The following is a 19,283-nucleotide window of genomic DNA, read 5'->3' as shown; positions in this document are numbered from 1 at the left end:
GAAATCAACGCGCGGCGTTATCAGGTAACAAGTCCGTGTAATATTTCGCCTATTGTTCGCAATGGAGTAGAAATGTTTCGTCGTGGCTCGTCAATTTTCATACCCATTGCCTCTTTATCCAGTTTGATATTGGGCCTGGCGATTACGCTCGGCTTGTTTGTGTCGGTACGTCATCTCGAATACGAGAAAATGGATGCTGAATTCCGGCGTCTTGGCAGCGGTCATCTGAAAGCCGTGGTCGACGGTCTCGATGGACTGGTGCATGAACTGGAAACCGTGAATAGTCTGTTTGTCACGATGGATACAGTCAGTCGCGAACAATTCCACACCTTTACGACGCCGATGCTGCGCCGTGCTCCTTATATCAAGTCACTCGGCTTCCAGCGCCTGGTGTCGGCCGCCCAGCGTCCAGCGTTTGAAGCGGAAATGCGTAAGTATTACCCCAACTTCACGATTCGCCAGTTAAGCGATGGCAAGCCTGAACCGGCCACCGGTCACGAACAATACCGGGTAGTTGAATATCTGGAACCCATGGCGGGCAACGAGGCGGCGTTTGCCCTTGACTTAACACCAAGCGTGATCCAGGAAGAGGCAATGCAACGGGCGCGCGATACCGGTTTGCCGGCGGCTACCGATCTATTCGATTTAAAAGTTGCCCAGAATGGCGGTAAGCGGGCCATGATCATTCTGATGCCGGTGTACCAGCATGGCGCCGTACTGGAAACGGTCGATGACCGGCGCCGTGCGGTGATCGGTTTTACCAGCGCGGCACTGCGCGCCGATGCGTTCGTCAATAGTGTATTGGCGCGCGATGGCGTACAGGCGCGTGAAGATTTTTATTTGCGGGTGTATGCGAGTCCCAATCCTGAGGCGTCTTCATTGGTTTATCGCCAGGGCAACCAGATAACACCATCTGCGGCCAGCCGCTGGCTGCCGTCCTGGTTACTTTACGACGCGCCACAAGACATGTCGCAAACCTTCGAGCTTGCCGGCAAGTCCTGGTACATCGAAGCATCGTCGCCGCCGCGCGTATTCACCAAGAAAAATGCCGGTTCGATCCTGGTGTTGATACTCGGCAGCTTGCTGAGCTGGATGGGCGCCACCTATCTCTATTTCCTGTCAACGCGCTCGAAGCGTATCGAACAATTGGTGGATGCCCGTACGCAGCAAGTGCGGCTGGCGACGCAGATGATGAAAGAAGATATCGTCGCCCGCAAGCGCGCCGAGGATGCGCTGCAATTGCGCGAGCGCGCCATAGAGTCGAGCGCCAACGCCATCATCATTTCCAGCGCCAAATTGCCGGACTATCTGGTGGAATACGTCAATCCGGCCTTTGAATTGATTACCGGCTATAGCGCCAGCGAGATGATCGGCCGCAACCTGGAAGTGCTGCAAGGTGTTGATCACGATCAGATCGGCCTGGAGGAAATTCGTTCCGCCTTGCGCGAAAGACGCAGCGCCAATGCAGTATTTCGCAGCTATCGCAAGGATGGCACCTTGTTCTGGAATGAGCTGTATGTGGCGCCAGTGAAAGATAGTTCAGGTCGTGTCAGTCATTTCGTGACATCCCTGTACGACATCACTGAAATGAAGAGTTACGAGGCGGAGCTTGAGCATCAGGCCCGGCACGACACCTTGACCGGCCTGGCGAACCGTAACGTGCTAAGCGATCGCCTCAGCCAGGCGATTGTCTACGGAGAGCTGTACGGGCACCGGGTGTGGGTGCTGTTCGTCGACCTGGATCGTTTTAAATTCGTCAACGATACCTTGGGCCACAACGCCGGCGACTTGCTGCTGAAAGAAGTTGCCAGCCGCCTCAAGAGCTTCACCCGCGAAGCCGATACCATTGCCCGTTTGGGCAGCGACGAGTTTGTCTTGATTCTGCCGGAACGTCTTGACGAGGAACTGAGCGTCGGGCTGATCCAGGGCATGATGGATGCCATCGCGCGACCGCTGCAGATCGAAGGCTACGATTTTTTCCTGAGTTGCAGCATTGGTGTCGCGGTCTATCCGAATGACGGCACCGATCCGGAAAGTCTGCTCAAGCATGCCGATATCGCCATGTATCGCGCCAAGGAAATGGGCAACAACAATTACCAGTTCTATACCGCGGCGATGAACGAGCGAGCGCTGGAACGCTTGCGCATCGAGGGCGATCTGCGCAATGCGCTGGAGCGCAAGGAACTGTTGCTTTATTATCAGCCGCAGGTCGATCTGCGCACTGGCCGCATGGTCGGCATGGAAGCCCTGATTCGCTGGAAGCATCCGCAGCTCGGCATGATCTCACCGACCCGTTTCATCAACCTGGCGGAAGAGACCGGCCTGATCGTACAGATGGGTGCCTGGGTCATGCACACCGCTTGCGAACAAAACAAGACGTGGCAGCGCATGGGCCTGGGCTATCTGCGCATGTCGGTGAACCTGTCGACGCGCCAGTTCTTCCAGCAGAACCTGGTGCAGCAGGTGGCCAAGGTTTTGGAAGATACCGGACTGGCGCCGCATTATCTGGAAATCGAGTTGACCGAAAGCCTGGTGATGACGGATGTCGAGCTGGCAGTCGGTATTCTGAATGACTTGAAATCGATCGGCGTGCAACTGTCGATCGACGATTTCGGCACCGGTTATTCGAGTCTGGCCTATCTGAAAAGTTTTCCGATCGATGCGCTAAAGATCGATCAATCATTTGTGCGTGATATTACCGTCGATCAGGACGATGCCGCGATCGTTGCATCGATCATTTCACTGGCCCATAACCTACGCCTGCAGGTGATCGCCGAAGGCGTGGAAACGCAAGAGCAACTGTCGTATTTGCAACGCCATCGTTGCGACGAAATGCAAGGCTTCTATTTCAGCGAACCGGTATCTGCAGCAGACATCGAAATTCTCCTGCGCGAGGGAAAAGTATTACCATAGTGTCTTGACGCTCTGTCCTAACCCTGTTCGACCCACAGAATGTCGTCACTCTATGGAGCTTAAATGACCACCACCAGAACCGAACGCGATACCTTTGGCAAGATCGAAGTCCCGGATGACAAACTATGGGGCGCACAGACTCAGCGCAGTTTGCATCATTTCCATATTTCTACCGAACGCATGCCGAGCGAACTCATCATCGCGCTGGCAGCAGTCAAGCAGGCTTGCGCACAAGTCAACCAAGATCTCGGCAAACTGCAGAAAACCCAGGCCGCCGCCATCATCCAGGCTGCGCAAGAAGTGATCGCCGGCAAGCATCCGGATGAATTTCCGCTGTCGATCTGGCAGACCGGCTCTGGGACCCAGAGCAACATGAACATGAATGAAGTGCTGGCCAACCGCGCGTCGGAAATTCTCGGCGGCGTTCGTGGCGAGCAACGGCTGGTGCATCCCAACGATGCGGTCAACATGAGCCAGTCGTCCAATGATATCTTTCCGACCGCGATGCATGTCGCCTCGGCGCTCGCAGTCGCCAATGCGCTGTTGCCTGCATTGAAAAAGCTGCGCGCCACCTTACACAAGAAATCGCTGGATTTCGACGATATCGTCAAGATTGGCCGCACGCATTTGCAAGATGCCACGCCGCTGACGCTAGGCCAGGAATTTTCCGGATATGTCGCTCAGCTGGATCTGGCCGAAAAGATCATCACGGCAGCACTTGATCCGCTTTACGACTTGGCGGCGGGCGGCACTGCGGTCGGCACCGGCTTGAATGCACCGAAGGACTTTGGCAGCCGCGTGGCTGGGCAGTTGGCCAAGACAGAAGGCTTGCCATTTCGCAGCGCCGACAATAAATTCGCCGCGCTGGCTGCACATGATGCTCTGGTCGCTGCGCACGGCGCCTTGAAAACCCTGGCTGCAGCCTTGATGAAAATCGCCAACGATGTGCGCTGGCTGGCATCCGGTCCGCGTTCCGGTCTGGGCGAGATCAGCATCCCGGAAAACGAACCCGGCAGCTCCATCATGCCGGGGAAGGTCAATCCAACCCAATGCGAAGCGCTGACGATGTTGTGCTGCCAGGTATTCGGCAACGATGTGGCGATCAATTTCGGCGGGGCGTCCGGCAATTTCGAGCTCAATGTTTTCAAGCCGCTGATTGTCCATAATTTCTTGCAAAGCGTGCGTTTGCTGGCGGATGGCATGGCCAGCTTCGAAGAGCATTGCGCCGACGGCATCGCCGCCAACCGCGACCGCATCGCCGAGCTGATGGAACGCTCCCTGATGCTGGTAACTGCGTTGGCGCCACACATCGGTTACGACCGCGCGGCGCAAATCGCCAAGCATGCGCATCATGACGGCAGTACCTTGAAACAGGCGGCGTTGGCGCTCGGTTATGTGACCGAGCAAGAGTTTGCGGATTGGGTGCAGCCGCAGAAAATGACCTATCCAGAGTAAGCTGTTTGCCGGCGGCATCCGATTGCGGTTGCCGTCTTCGGCCAGTATGAAGTTAAATGATGTTACATCTAACCATATGCGGAGCGTTTCCCCTACAATAAGGGTTAAGGGATAATGTCTTTTCTGCAATATAAAAATAATACTTGTTAGAATGACTTTCCGTATTTCCTTGTTCGTGTCTATGTTCCTACTGCTTTTTCCGAAGACAAAAACCATGCCGCTGCCAGATGCAGCTTGTGACGCATGACGCCTTGCGTTGGCAGGTTCGTCACGCGCTTGATGCCGACCGTCTATAGCGCTATTTTCGCTCTGCTTTTAGTTGCAGGCAGCGTCGCAGCGCCCGCTGCCTTGGCCGCCTACCGGGTGGAGATCGATGCACCCGGTGACTTGAAAGCCTTGCTGGACCAGCATCTGGATTTGTCACGCTATAAAGATCGTGAAGACCTGAGTGAGGATCAGTTGAAATTCCTGATCGATACCGTGGATGAGCAAGTCACGCAATTGACTTCGACGGAGGGTTATTTTTCGCCAAAGACTACCGTGATTGTTGATCCGGGCGAAATTAAAACCATCCATTTAAAAGTGGATCCGCAGCAGCGCACTATGGTCTCTGCCGCCACTATCGATGTCACTGGCAATGCGGCCACCGAAGTCCCGGAGCGCGTCAGCCAGATCAAGCAGAACTGGGGCTTGCAGCCAGGCCAGCCGTTCCGTCAGGCAGACTGGGCCAAAGCCAAGGACGACGGTTTGCAAGTATTGCTCAAGAAGCGTTATCCGGCGGCCAAGGTGGCAAGTTCGGAGGCGCGGGTGACGCCGGAAGACAGCGATGCGCAACTAAGCGTGCAATACGACAGCGGCCCGGGTTTTACCCTGGGGCCATTGCATATTACCGGCACCAAGCGCTATCCGACGAGCATCATCGAGAACGTCAACCCGTTGCGGGTCGGCGAAGAGTACAGCGTCGAACGTTTGCTGCTGTTGCAACGGCAGATCCAGAACACGCCTTACTTCGGCAATGTGATTGTCAGCATTAACGATGATCCGATGCATGCCCAGGAAGCACCGGTCAACGTCCAGGTCACAGAGTTCCAGACCCAGCGCATACGCACCGGCGTTGGCTATGCGTCGGATACCGGCGCGCAAGTACAAGGCCGTTACACCAACTATAACGTGTTCGGTAAAGCCTGGGTGTTTGACGCCCAGACCAAGATCGAGCAGCGGCGGCAATACGGATCATTGGACCTGTCGATGCCGCCGGATACCCGCAGCTTTGTCAACGGCGTCAATGGTTCCTATGACCGGACCACCTTGCAAGGGGTCGATCTGCGCAGCATGCGCGTAGGCCTGAAGCGCGCGCGCTCACTGGAAAACTACGATACCGCATTAACGCTGGATTACTACCGCGACCGCCTGCAGCAGACCGATGGCGCAGTCCTGCCGCCGAACACCGTGATCCAGCCCGGCCAGCATCAGGCCTTGGTGCCAGGTTTTGCCTGGGTCCGGCGCGATGTCGATAATTCGATTTTCCCGCGCAGCGGCCATATTTTTTCGATACAGACCGGCTTCGCCTTGAAAGGCCTGCTGACCGACCAGACTTTTTTCCGGGCCGACGGCCGCTATAAGCAATTTTTCCCGGTCGGGAAACGCGACGTCGTGATCTTGCGGACTGAACTTGGCGGCGTGTTTACCGCAGGTTCCAGCGCTGCGGTGCCGGCCTCCTTGCTGTTCCGTGCCGGCGGTAATGAATCCGTGCGCGGCTATAGTTATGAAAGCATCGGCAATTCGCAAAACGGCACGATTTATCCAACCAAATATCTGGCGACTGCCAGCGCCGAATACCAACACTGGGTTAGCGAGCAGTGGGGCGGCGCCCTGTTTTACGATGCCGGCACCGCGACAGATAACTGGTCGGACCGTACCATCAAGGTCGGAGTCGGTCCTGGCGTGCGTTATCGTAGTCCGGTCGGCACGGTCAATGTCGATCTTGCCTACGGTATCCAGGCCAAGCAGTTCCGGCCGCATATTTCTCTGGGTATCGCCTTCTGATTTTTTCCATTTTCAAGATTGAACGCATGACCGAAGCTATCGCCAACTCGACAGAACCAGCAGCACCGCCACCGAATCGGGGCGGTGCTTCCGGCCGGTTGCGCTGGCTGTGGCGAACGCTGGCGGCATTGGCGTTGTTACTACTCCTTTTATTCGCAGCCTTGTTCTACGGCGTGCGCTCCGAGTCCGGCGCACGTGCGCTGTGGCAGCTGAGCACATGGGCGCTACATGGCAATCTCTCCGGCCAGCTGACCGGCGGCACGCTGGCGGATGGCTTGCAGCTGCGTAATCTGGTGTATCGCGACGCTACCCAGCAATACAAGATCGACCGCGTCGACGCCAAGTGGCGGCTGGGCTTTTCGCCATTGAAGCTGCAAGTCGCTTACCTGCACGTTGGCGATGTTGATGCCCGCCTGGAACCGACGCCGCCAACGCCAACGGTGATGCCATCCAGCCTGAAGCTTCCCTTGCAACTGGCGCTCGACGATATCTCCCTGAATAAGCTTTCCTTGCACCAAGGCCTGACTACTACCGAACTGAGCCATCTGCAATTGCATGGAGAGTCGGATGGCCTCCAGCATCATCTGGTGTTGGAGCGCTTGGATACACCCTACGGGAAAGCCAGCGCCAAACTCAGCCTGAACGGTGCGTCTCCCTTTGCATTGAATGGAGGTGCGGAGCTCAGCGGAGGGTTCCAGCACGGCGATGAAACGGAAAAATATCAGCTGGATGCAGCATTGTCCGGTAGCCTGGCAGCACTGGGAATCGACCTCAATGCGCGCGGCGATAAATTGAGCGGCACCGCCAAGATAGCGGTTACGCCATTTGCACCGATTCCATTCCAGCAGATTGAATTGAATGTCGCACACATCAACCCGAAACTGTTCAGCAGCGGCGCGCCGCAGGCGGACCTGAGTTTACAGGCAGCGTTGAAGCCGATAGCGCCACCGGGCGCCAGTGCCGCTGCCGATGTCGATTTGTCTACCTTGGCAGTGAGTGGTCCGATTCATATCGTCAATACGATGGCCGGCGCCTTGGATCGGGACCGCCTGCCCTTGATCCGCGCCAGCGCAGAATTGCGGCTCGATACGCAGACCCAACGACTGTCTCAGCTGCAACTGAAGCTGGTAAAAGACGCCAGCATTACTGGCCAGGGCGAATACCATAGCGACGGTAAAAACAAGAATAGCGGCGAATTCAGTTTCGATGTCGCCGGCCTTGATCTGCAAGCGCTGCATGGCAAGTTAAAGCCGTCGCAACTACGCGGACCGGTGAACGTCAAGTTGACGCCGGAAAACCAGCAAATCAGTGCGAACCTGGCGGATGCGACTTACAAGGCAAAGCTGGAAGCGGTGATCGACGCCAAGCAGATCGTTCTCAAAACAGCGCAGCTGGCTGCCGGCGCCGCCCGGGTTGATGCCAGTGGCAGCCTCGGACTCAATGACGGCATGGCTTATGCAGTGAAGGGCACCCTGCGCGATTTCAATCCCTTCCTGTGGATTAACAGCAGCGCACCAGCCAAGAACGTGGCGCGCGCCGGCAAACAGCCTGCTGCAGCAAAATCTCCTGCGAAAGCCGTCGCCGCCAACATCAACATGGATATCGACGCCACCGGCAACCTGACGCCGGAGCTCAAGCTGAAGCTCAAGTTCGCTATTCTTGACAGTAGCTATGATCAGCTGCCGATGAGCGGCAACGGCGTGCTCAGTGTGGCAGGTAAGCGTTTGCTGCCGAGTGACTTGGCCTTGTCGGTGGCCGGCAACCAGGTGCAAGCCAAAGGCGCCTTCGGCGCCGCCGGCGACCGTCTCAACCTGAAGGTAGAGGCGCCGGAATTGCAACGGCTGGGATTCGGCATCTCGGGCGCGTTGCATCTGGATGGACAGCTGAGTGGCACAATGCAAAGGCCTAACGTACAAGCGACCTATCATGCCGAGAAACTGGCGTTCGGGGAGCATCGGGTGGATAGCCTTTCCGGCCAGGCCGACGTGCAAGCAGATCTGAACGCCAAGCTCGATTCGAGCAGCAATCACCTGGCAATCACGATCGATGGACGCGGTTTGCATAGCACCGATGTGGCGCTGGATAAACTCAACCTGAACCTGGCCGGTACCTACGGCGCGCACACCCTGAAACTGGAAAGCAGCGGCGAGTTGCATGGCAAGCCTTTGCACGTGACCATGGCTGCGCAAGGAAAACTCAGCGAAAGCAAAGCCGGGTACGGCTGGCAAGGGCAGGTCAGCGAATTGCAAAACCAGGGTACGCCGCGCATCAGCCTGGTCGCGCCTTTGTCTATTACTGCGGAAGCGGGTCGCGTATTTCTCGGCGCTGCCCGTTTGAATGTGGCGGACGCGCAGATCGACCTGAAAAATTTCAGTTTCGATCACGGCAAGATCCAGTCTGCGGGCACCATCAATGCGCTCAACGTGGCGACAATTTTTAGCCTGGCGCATGAGTTTGGCGGCCCGGAACTACCCGTAAAAACGGATCTGGTATTGGACAGCAACTGGGATTTTTCGCTTGCCGACAGCATGAGCGGTTTCCTGCAAATCACCCGACGCAGTGGCGACTTACGTGTCAATCCGGGACGTGGCGATATCAATCTGGGTTTGTCTGAACTGAAATTGCGCGCCGATTTGCAGGCCGACCGTATCAAGCTGGACAGCCAACTGGCGGCCTCAAGGATCGGTACGCTGGCGGCCCAGGTGCAATTGGCTTTACAAAAAATCGATGGCGTGTGGAGCGTCGGCGACAGTTCAACATTATCAGGTCAGGGCACGCTAAGGGTGCCGCAGTTGAAATCGATTGGTGCGCTGATTGGGCCGCAAGTGGCGCTGGACGGAAGCATTGGCATGGATTTGAATCTGAGCGGCGATCTTGGCAAACCGAAATTGTCCGGCATGGTCACCGGCGACAAGCTTGCCGTTACCTTGTTCGATCAGGGAATTCAATTGAAGGACGGGACTGCGCGCTTGAAATTGGCGGATAACGTGGTCGATTTGCAGCAGCTGGAATTCCATGGCGGCGACGGCAACGTGCGCGCCACCGGCCGGCTGGAACTGGGACACGATAATCCCGACCTCAGCGCGAGCGTGATTGCAGATCATTTGCAATTGTTCGCCAGCCCGGACCGCCAGCTGATGCTGTCCGGTCAGGCCAAGATTGCAAATGTGAAGGAACAATTACACGTCGACGGCAAGTTCAAGATCGACAAAGCCTTGTTCGACCTGCCGAAAAGCAGTGCGCCGACGCTGGGCGATGACGTGGTGATTGTTCGCAAGGATGTGAAGGCGCGGGCGACGCCGCTGACGGAGCAGGAGCGTCTGGCCAAGACGGCGCAGAAACCTGCTGGCGGAGCGACGCCGGTAATGAATGTGGAAGTTGATTTCGGCGACGATTTCCGCTTCCGCGGCAGCGGCGCCGATCTGTTGCTGCGTGGCGCCATGCAAGTCCGCAGCGAGCCTTACCAGCCTTTGCGTGCTACCGGCACGATTCATGTCGCTAACGGTACTTATGAAGTGTTTGGCCGTAAGCTGGCAATCGAACGCGGGCTGATCAATTTCCAGGGACCGATCGACAATCCGAATATCAATATCCTGGCCATGAAGCGCAACCAGGAAGTCGAAGCCGGCGCGGAAATTACCGGCACTCCTTCTAACCTGCGCGTCAAGCTGGTGTCCGAACCGAATGTGGCTGACGAGGAAAAACTCTCCTGGCTGATGTTCGGCCACGGCAGCGATAGCGCCGCGCTCGGGCAGCGCCAGGCGGCAGGGCAGGCGCTGGCTTTGCTGGGTAATTATGGCGGCAAGAAGATTGCCCAGGGCATCGGGTTCGACGAATTCTCTATCGGTTCCAGCGACTCGGGCATCGAAAACGAGCAGGTAGTCAATCTGGGTAAGGCGATTACCGAGAAAATCAATCTCGGCTACGAACAGAGCCTGACCAGTGCCGCCAGCATCCTGAAACTGACCTGGCAATTCTCGCGGCGCTGGTCGATGGTCATGCGCGGCGGCACCATCAACGGGCTTGAAGTGTTGTACAACCTGCGCTTCGATTAAGCGCGGTATAGCATTTATCCAGCGCGGCGGCCGGACATCTCGGCGCCGGCGTCTGGCTGCAGTTTCAAGGCAAACGGCAGCGAAGCCATGGCAATCAGCGCAATCAGTAAAAAGGCCGGCCAGAAATCTGCGCTGACGATAGTCGCATGTCCCTGCAACTGATTCGACATCTGCAGCGCATAGCCACCGACGGTCACTCCCAGGCCGATCGCCAGTTGCTGGGCGACGCTGGTCAGGCTGGTAGCCTGGCTCATCTGCTGCTGGTCGATTTCTGCGTAGGCGATCGCATTCAGACTGGTAAATTGCATTGACCGCACGCAACCGCCCAGCAACAGCATCAGGATGATGACGATGTGCGAAGTGTCAGCTTTCAGAACGCCAAAGGCCGCCATCGACAACGCGCCCAGTAAGGTGTTGTACACCAGCACACTCCTGAAGCCGAACCGTCTTAGTACCTTCGTGGTCATGGTTTTGACGAAGATAGCACCAGCCGCGGAAGCGCAGGTGAGCAAGCCGGATTGGAACGGCGTCAGGCCGAAGCCGAGCTGGAATAACAGCGGAAGCAGGAAAGGCAAAGCGCCGACGCCGATACGGAACAGCGATCCGCCGTAGACATTCATGCGCAGCGTCGGAATCTTCAACAACCGCAGGTTGATCAGTGGATACGGGGTGCGGAATGCGTGCCATACATAGGCCAGCAAGCTCACGCTGCCGGCAATCACGCACACCAGTGAAACGTCGCCGGCGACCAGATGACGGCCGGCGCTGGCCAGCCCGAACATCAATGTCGAGCAACCTACGGCAGACAAAAGAAAACCGACAAAATCGAGCGGCACGGTATCGTCGCTGCGCAGGTTTTCGATATAGCGTGTCGCCAGATAGATGCCGAGAATGCTGATCGGCACATTGATGAAAAAGATCCAGCGCCAGTGGAAATAGGTGGTGATGAAACCGCCCAGAGGCGGTCCGATGACAGGTCCCAGCAATGCAGGGATGGTCAGGTAGCTGAGGGCGCGCACCAGCTCTGCCTTGGACGTGGTGCGCAAGATCACCAGGCGGCCGACCGGCACCATCATGGCGCCGCCTATCCCTTGCAGGAAGCGGGCTGCGACGAATTCTGCCAGCGTGTTCGACATGCCGCACAGGATCGAACCCAGCATGAAAACGCCGATGGCGCTGCGGAATACGGTGCGTGCGCCGAAACGGTCGGCCATCCAGCCGCTGATCGGGATAAATACCGCCAGGCTCACCAGATACGATGTCATCGCCAGCTTGAGTGCGATCGGGCTTTCTCCCATGTCATGCGCCATCATCGGCAGCGAGGTAGCGATCACGGTGGAGTCCATGTTTTCCATGAACAGGGCGCAAGCCACAATCAGCGGGGTGAGGAAGACGCGGGATATAGCCATGGAGTGGGGACGTGAGTGTTGCAAATAATGTCGCCACGGCAAGCAAAAGCCGCAGGTTATCGGTTGCGCTGACAAAGAGCATAATTATATCGTTTTAACCAATAGGCTTCCGATCAGGTAGCATGCAGGCTGTCGTATTCGCTGCCTGTGGCTTTTTTGCAAAAATCATGATCAACACGTCTCACTCACCGACCGAATGTTTCGCATTGCTGGACGACCGCAGCACCGTGGCGGCGAACTCTCTCTCCTCTCGCCTCTACACCGGTCACGTCCGTAGCCTGCAGTGTTTTGCAGCGGACCAGTTGCCTTTGCTGATGGAACAGATGCAGCAGGCGTTGTGCGATGGCTTGCACGCAGTGACCTTGTTTACCTATGAGCTGGGACTTGGGCTGCAGCAGATATCGCTGCAGCAGCCGGAACAAACGTCGCAACAAGCGCGGGGAAAAACATCACAGCCGCCGCTGGCCCAGATTTTATTGTTCAAGGATTGTCGCTTATGCAGCGATGCCGAAGTGGATGCCTGGCTGGCGCAGCGTGAAGCCGCTGACGCTGAAGCGAGCAGCTGCGCTGGTATCGCCAATTTGCAGCCGAATGTCAGCGCCGGGCAGTTTGCCGAGGCTATCGCAAAAATTCACGCCTACATTGAGGCTGGCGATACCTATCAGGTCAACTACACTTACCGCTTGCGCTTCGACGTCTACGGCAGTCCGGTTTCGCTGTTCCGGCAACTCAGGGCCAGGCAGCCGGTGCCTTACGGCGGCTTGATCCAGTTGGCTGACGGCGCGATGGTGTTGTCGCTGTCGCCCGAACTCTTTGTGCGGCATGCCGATGGCTTGCTGACGGCGCGCCCGATGAAGGGCACCGCCGCCGCCAGCGGCGATGCACAGCAGGATCGCGCAGCTGCCCAAGCGCTCGCAGCAGATCCGAAGAACCTGGCGGAAAACCTGATGATCGTGGATTTGCTGCGTAACGATCTGGGACGCATTGCTGTTCCCGGTTCGGTGCGCGTGCCGAAATTGTTTGAGGTAACCCAATTCAATACCGTGCTGCAAATGACTTCCACGGTGCAAGCGCAAGTACGGGACGATGTCAGTCTCAGTGCCGTGATCCAGGCGCTCTATCCTTGTGGCTCGATTACTGGCGCACCCAAGCACCGCACCATGCAAATCATCCAGGAGCTGGAGCCGGATCCGCGTGGTCTGTATACCGGAGCGATCGGCTGGTTCGATGCGGAACCGGCAGGGCGGCAGTTCGGCGATTTCTGCCTGTCGGTGCCGATCCGCACGCTGTGGCTTGCGCCGCCCGCACCGCAGGGCCAGCATGGCGCAGCCATCCGGCGTGGCGAAATGGGTGTAGGCGCCGGTATTGTGCACGACAGCGTGGCGGCCGAAGAATATGCAGAATGTGCATTGAAAGCGAAATTCCTGACGGGGTTGTCGGGCGATTTTTCCTTGTTTGAAACCATGTATGCGACCAGTGTCGACGGTTGCCGTCATCTGGATTTACATCTGCGGCGCTTGCAGGAGTCCGCCGTCTACTTTGGTATTCCTTGTGACGAGCCAGGGATGCGCCGTATTTTGCAGAAGCACTGTGCAAGTCTTGCAGCCGGTGCCCACCGCTTACGCTTGAACTTGTCGGCAAATGGCGATTATGGCGTCGAAAGCGCGAGCCTCGCCGAGCTCGATATGCCGGTCAGGCTATTGATTGCAGATACGCCTACGCAGAAAGACGACTTGTTCTTGAGGCACAAAACTACCGTGCGCCAGAGTTACGATCAAGCCTGGCAATCCGCGCAACGGCAGGGGGCCTTCGATATGCTGTTTTTCAATCAGGAAGGCGAGCTGACCGAAGGCGGCCGTAGCAGCGTGTTTCTTAAACTCGATGGGCGCTGGTACACGCCGCCGCTGACATCAGGTGCGTTGCCTGGCGTGATGCGCAGCGTTGTATTGAACGATCCACTGTGGAATGCTCAGGAGCGGCAGCTGAGTAAAGAGGATCTGCTGGCAGCAGAACAGATCATGGTGTGCAATGCGCTGCGTGGAACGATGCTGGTGACGCTATGAACCGGAATCGGTGTGGATCCCGGATTGCGCTAAAACGCAATTAACAAGCGATTAACACGCAGTTAAAACGCAGTTAAAAAGCGATAATCACCACCGAGCCGGCGACGATCAGCGAGCCGCCTATGGCTACTGGCCAGGTCAGCTGCTCACCGGCGAACAACAGGCCGAGCACGATGGCAAAGGCGACGCTCAGTTTGTCGATCGGCGCCACCTTTGAAATGGGGCCGATTTGCAATGCGTGGTAATAGCACAGCCAGGACAGGCCGGTAGCGATAGCCGACAAGACCAGGAACAGCCAGTTGGAAGCACCGACCAGCGTCGGCTTCTGCCATTCGTCACGCAAGGTGACGATGCCGGCGATCACGAACAGGATGATCACGGTGCGAATGAAGGTGGCGAAGTTCGAATTCATGCCGGTCACGCCGAACTTGCCGAAGATTGCCGTCAGACCGGCGAAAAATGCAGAGCCAAGAGCAAATAGCTGCCAGCTTGAGCCGAAGTTCATTTTTTTTCTCCCGTGTGCTATATCGCTTTTACCAGTTTGATAGACTGAGCTGCACCGTCTACTGCTTTACCGTCGCCTTGGCAGCGCTGCTGGCATCGCGATCGTTGAGTGTGGCGTTGTTAGGCAGTTCAGCCTGGTCCCAACCGCCGCCGAGCGCCTTGATCAGCTGTACGCTGGCGGCAAAGCGCCGGTTTTGAATATTCAACGCCGACAGGTCTGCGTTAAACGCAGTCGCCTGCGCTGTCACGACATTGCTGTAGCTGACGGTACCAGCCTTGTACTGGTTCAGGATCAGTTCGGCGGCGTGATGGGCGAATTTTACAGTCTCGCCTTGCACAGCAGCCTCTTGCTCCAGAATCCGCAATGCCGCCAGGTTATCTTCAACTTCCTGAAAGCTGGTCAGCACCGCTTGCCTGTATGCCGCGACATTGGCGTCGTAGGCAGCAATCGCCTGATCGCTTTGAGCGCGTCGCGCACCGCCGTCAAACAGCGTGGCCGCAAGTGTCGGTCCGAGCGACCAGATGCGGTTGGGTACTGTCAGCCAGTTGGCGAAACTGCTGCTTTGAAAGCCGCCGGACGCTGCCAGGGTCAGGTTGGGAAAATACGCTGCCTTGGCAACGCCGATTTGAGCATTTGCTGCGGCTGCCTGGCGCTCGGCTGCACTGACATCTGGCCGCCGTTCCAGTAGCGTCGACGGCACGCCGACCGGGATATCCGGTAGCACTGCGATCAGCGGCGCTGGCGTAATCGAGAACGTAGAGGCCGGCTGGCCGGTCAGCAACGCGATGGCGTGTTCCAGTTGCGCTCGCAACACACCGTTGTCCAAGGCTTGGGCCTGCGCACCTTTGAGCTGGGTTTGCGCCTGGATGACATCGGATTGCGCGGCAACGCCAACCGCATACTGGTTCTGGGCAAGTTGCAGCGATTTCTGATAGGCCTCCACCGTATCGTTGAGCAAAGTCTGTTGCAAGTCCAGTACCCGTAGCTGCAGGTAGTCTTGCGCCAGTGTGGATTGGGCGCTGAGCCTGGCCACTTGCAAATCGGCCGCGCTGGCTTGCGCCGACGCCTGGTTGGCTTCCACAGTACGGCTGATGCGACCCCACAGATCGGGTTCCCAACTGACGCTCGGGCCGAGCGAGAAACTGTTCCCTACAGAGCTGCTGCTACCTGTTGTACTGCCGGCACTGTTGCGGCTGCCACCTGAACGGGTGGCGGAAACGCTGGCCGATACCGTCGGCAGGTAAGCTGCTCTGGCCGACTGGACCAGGGCTGCCGCCTGGCGGAATTGGGCTTCCGACTGCGCCAGGTTCTGATTGGATATGTTGACCTGTTCCACCAAGGCGTTGAGCTGCGGATCCTGATAGATTTCCCACCATTTTCCATGCAGTTCCTGGTCTTTCGGCGTGGCGGTCTTCCAATCCTTGTTTTCCTTGAACGCGATCGGAGCAACGGTGGCCGGACGGATATAGTCCGGCCCGACTGCGCAGGCGCTTAACAACAGCGCCGCGGCGGCCGCCGCCAACAGGGTTTTATGCTTGGGTGCTTGCATGTGCGTGTGGGTATGCGAGTGATTCATGTCAGATCCATTGATTGTCTTGTCGTGTCTTTGGCTTACACCGCTTCAGCGACGTCCGGCGCCGGCCTGCCGCCGCGCCGCTCCCATTTATCTTTGCTCCACAGGCGGAAGCGATCCATGTACAGATATACCACTGGGGTCGTGTACAAGGTCAGCAACTGGCTCATGATCAGGCCGCCGACGATCGCGATACCCAGCGGCCGCCGCAGTTCGGCGCCGTTGCCTGCGCCCAGCGCCAGCGGCAATGCACCCAGCATGGCCGCCATGGTGGTCATCATGATCGGCCGGAAGCGCAGTTTGCAGGCTTCGAAAATCGAATCGCGCGGCGATAACCCCTGTTCACGTTCTACATGCAGCGCAAAGTCGATCATCATGATGGCGTTCTTTTTGACGATACCGATCAGCAGGATCACACCGATCAAGGCAATCAGGCTGAAATCGGTGCCGGTCGCCAGTAGCGCCAGCAGGGCGCCGACGCCGGCCGAAGGCAGGGTCGAGATAATCGTGATCGGATGGACATAGCTTTCATACAAGACGCCGAGAACGATATACACCGCCAGCAGCGCCGTCAGGATCAGCACCGGCTGGCTGTTCAGAGATGACTGGAATACGTTGGCGGTACCCTGGAAACTGCCGTGCACCGAGGTCGGGACACCGATCCGCGCCATTGTGTCGTTGATCGCCAGCGTTGCTTCAGACAGCGACACGCCAGGCGGCAGATTGAAGGAAATGGTAGAGGCGATGAACTGGCTCTGGTGATTGACTGCAAGCGAGGTGCTGGTTGGCTGGAAGCTGGAAAACGCCGCCAGCGGCATCTGCTGCTCGGCAGAGGTCGACAAAGTCAGCGCCAGCGAGGAATTGGAAGCCAGCTTGCCGCCGGCGGTCAGGGCCGGCGGTGTGCCCAGCGCCGAAGTGGTGGGCGACAGATTGGCCGTACTGGCAGGGATGCTGACGTAAGTGTCATGCAGGATTTGCGAGCTTTGCCAGTACTGCGGCGCCGCTTCCATCACTACGTGATACTGGTTCATGCCGCTGTAGATGGTCGATACCTGGCGCTGGCCAAACAAATCGTTCAGGGTGGAGTCGATCAGTTGCGGTGTGACGCCGCTACGGATCGCCGTTTCACGATCAATGGTAAGCGTGGTTTGCAAGCCTTTGTCTTGCTGGTCGGTATTGACGTCAGCCAGCTGTGGCAAGGCGGTCATGGCATCGCGAATTTTCGGTTCCCAGGTCCGCAATTCGTTGAGGTCGTCGGCTTGCAAGGTGTACTGGTACTGGGCGTCGCTGGAACGGCCGCCGACCCGGATATCCTGTACCGATTGCATGAACAGGTTGGCGCCGGGCACATGGCTGAGTTTGCCGCGCAGGCGAGCGATGACCTTGTCGGCGGTAAGCTTGCGTTGCGTCAGCGGCTTGAGCGTGATGAACATGTTGCCGCGATTGCTCTGGCCGCCGCCGGTGAAAGCGATCACGCTCTGCACATCTGGATCCTTGCGGACGATATCGACAAATTCATTCAACTTGACCTTCATCGACTGGAACGAAATCGACTGGTCGCCTTGGATGCCGCCTATCACCAGGCCGGTATCCTGCTGTGGGAAAAATCCTTTGGGAATGACTGTGTAAAGATAGATATTCAGTACGATGGTGCCAAACAAAATGAGCATCATCAGTGGCGAAAAACGCAGCGCCCACGCCAGCGATCGTTCATAACCGCGGAGCATGGCGTCGAAGGCGCGTTCGGTGGCATTGAAGAACCGTCCCTGTTTGCGGTGCGGTTCATGTTTCAGCAGGCGCGCGCACATCATTGGCGTGGTGGTCAGCGACACCAGCAGCGAGACCAGGATCGCTACCGACAAGGTGACCGCAAATTCGCGGAACAAGCGCCCCACAATTCCACCCATCAAGAGAATAGGAATGAACACCGCGATCAGCGAGATACTCATCGATAGCACCGTAAAACCGACTTCCCGGGCACCAAGCATGGCGGCGGCAAACGGCTTTTTACCGGCTTCAATATGGCGGGAGACATTTTCCAGCACCACGATTGCATCGTCCACCACGAAACCGGTGGCGATCGTCAGCGCCATCAGGGACAGGTTGTCGAGGCTGTAGCCGAGCAGGTACATGACGCCGAAAGTGCCGATCAGGGATACCGGCACTGCCACCGCGGGAATGAAGGTGGCGCGGCCGTTACGCAGGAACAGGAACACCACCATGATCACGAGCCCGATCGACATCAGCAACGTCTTTTCGGTATCCTGCAAGGATGCGCGAATGGTAGGCGTTCGGTCCAGCACGACGTCGAGATTGATGGCGGCTGGAATCGAGGCGCGTAACTGCGGCAGCAGGGCACGCACATCGTCGACGGTTTCGATGATGTTGGCCCCCGGCTGGCGATTCAGGATCACCAGCACGGACGGCTTGCCGTTGGCCGAACCGGCGTTACGGACATTGGCCACCGAATCGATCACCGTGGCGACATCGCTGACTCTGACGGCCGCGCCGTTGCGGTAGGCGACGATCAGCGGCATGTATTCGGCGGCAGTCTTGGCCTGGTCGTTGGCGTAGATTTGCCAGTTCTTGTCGCCGTCTTCCAGCACGCCTTTGGGGCGGTTGGCGTTGGTTGCGGCAATCGCGGTACGCACATCCGCGCTGCCGATGCCATATTTATTGAGCGCGGTCGGATTCAACTCGACCCGCACCGCCGGCTGCGAACTGCCGCCGACGCTGACCTGGCCGACGCCGGTTACCTGCGACAGCTTTTGCGCCAGGATGGTATCGGCGGCGTCGTACATCTGGCCTTGCGTCATGCTGTCAGAGGTCAGCGACAGGATCATGATCGGCGCATCGGCCGGATTCACCTTGCGATAGGAAGGATTGCTAGGCAAACCTGTCGGCAGCAGGTTGCGCGCGGCGTTGAGTGCAGCCTGAACGTCACGGGCGGCGCCGTCGATGTCGCGGCTGAGGTCGAACTGCATGGTGATGCGTGTCGAACTGAGCGAACTCGACGAGGTCATTTCGGTAACCCCGGCAATCGATCCGAGCGCCCTCTCCAGCGGCGTCGCAACGGTGGCGGCCATGGTTTCCGGGCTGGCGCCGGGCAAGCCGGCAGAAATCGAGATGGTCGGGAAATCGACCTGCGGCAGGGGAGATACCGGCAACAGCCTGAATGCCACCATGCCGGCCAGCGCCACGCCGATGGTCAGCAGCGTCGTGGCGATCGGCCGTTCAATAAAGGGACGCGATATATTCATGCTG

9 protein-coding genes are annotated in these 19,283 nt (G+C 57.8%); 5 read left to right on the top strand and 4 right to left on the bottom strand.

Going from position 1 to position 19,283, the window contains the following annotated elements; translation table 11 throughout:
- The first annotated feature begins 72 nt into the window (after positions 1-72).
- From LT85_RS17950 to LT85_RS17935, 4 genes are all read left to right on the top strand, one after another.
- Entirely contained in the window at positions 73-2,913 is a 2,841-nt protein-coding gene (locus LT85_RS17950) for a bifunctional diguanylate cyclase/phosphodiesterase (protein WP_038491526.1), read from the top strand.
- 63 nt (positions 2,914-2,976) lie between these two features.
- Positions 2,977-4,368, top strand: coding sequence for a class II fumarate hydratase (gene fumC / locus LT85_RS17945; protein ID WP_038491523.1), 1,392 nt, complete (start codon positions 2,977-2,979; stop codon positions 4,366-4,368).
- Positions 4,369-4,647: 279 nt separating this feature from the next.
- Complete coding sequence (locus LT85_RS17940; RefSeq protein ID WP_052135553.1) at positions 4,648-6,414, top strand: autotransporter assembly complex protein TamA; 1,767 nt, start codon at positions 4,648-4,650, stop codon at positions 6,412-6,414.
- 26 nt (positions 6,415-6,440) lie between these two features.
- Positions 6,441-10,469, top strand: coding sequence for a translocation/assembly module TamB domain-containing protein (locus tag LT85_RS17935; protein ID WP_038491520.1), 4,029 nt, complete (start codon positions 6,441-6,443; stop codon positions 10,467-10,469).
- Between the two features lie 14 nt (positions 10,470-10,483).
- Here the strand turns inward: LT85_RS17935 and LT85_RS17930 are convergent, their stop codons facing one another.
- Entirely contained in the window at positions 10,484-11,878 is a 1,395-nt protein-coding gene (locus LT85_RS17930) for an MFS transporter (protein WP_038491517.1), read from the bottom strand.
- A 167-nt stretch (positions 11,879-12,045) separates the two neighbouring features.
- Here LT85_RS17930 and pabB point away from each other — a divergent pair, with 167 nt between their 5' ends.
- Positions 12,046-13,941 (top strand): aminodeoxychorismate synthase component I, encoded by a 1,896-nt coding sequence (gene pabB / locus LT85_RS17925; protein WP_038496698.1) that lies wholly within the window; start codon positions 12,046-12,048, stop codon positions 13,939-13,941.
- Between the two features lie 73 nt (positions 13,942-14,014).
- Here the strand turns inward: pabB and LT85_RS17920 are convergent, their stop codons facing one another.
- Genes LT85_RS17920 through LT85_RS17910 form a run of 3 tightly spaced genes read right to left on the bottom strand, consistent with a single transcriptional unit; the run spans position 14,015 to position 19,279 of the window.
- Positions 14,015-14,446: an EamA family transporter gene (locus LT85_RS17920; protein WP_038491514.1), complete on the bottom strand. Its 432-nt coding sequence runs from the start codon at positions 14,444-14,446 to the stop codon at positions 14,015-14,017.
- A gap of 58 nt (positions 14,447-14,504) precedes the next feature.
- Positions 14,505-16,022, bottom strand: coding sequence for an efflux transporter outer membrane subunit (locus LT85_RS17915; protein WP_253273568.1), 1,518 nt, complete (start codon positions 16,020-16,022; stop codon positions 14,505-14,507).
- 35 nt (positions 16,023-16,057) lie between these two features.
- Complete coding sequence (locus LT85_RS17910; protein ID WP_038491508.1) at positions 16,058-19,279, bottom strand: efflux RND transporter permease subunit; 3,222 nt, start codon at positions 19,277-19,279, stop codon at positions 16,058-16,060.
- Positions 19,280-19,283 lie beyond the last annotated feature (4 nt).

The organism is Collimonas arenae (assembly GCF_000786695.1).
GTDB classification, from domain to species: domain Bacteria; phylum Pseudomonadota; class Gammaproteobacteria; order Burkholderiales; family Burkholderiaceae_D; genus Collimonas; species Collimonas arenae_A.
Note: the sequence above shows the minus strand (reverse complement) of the source record. Positions and strands in the feature narration are given on the sequence as shown.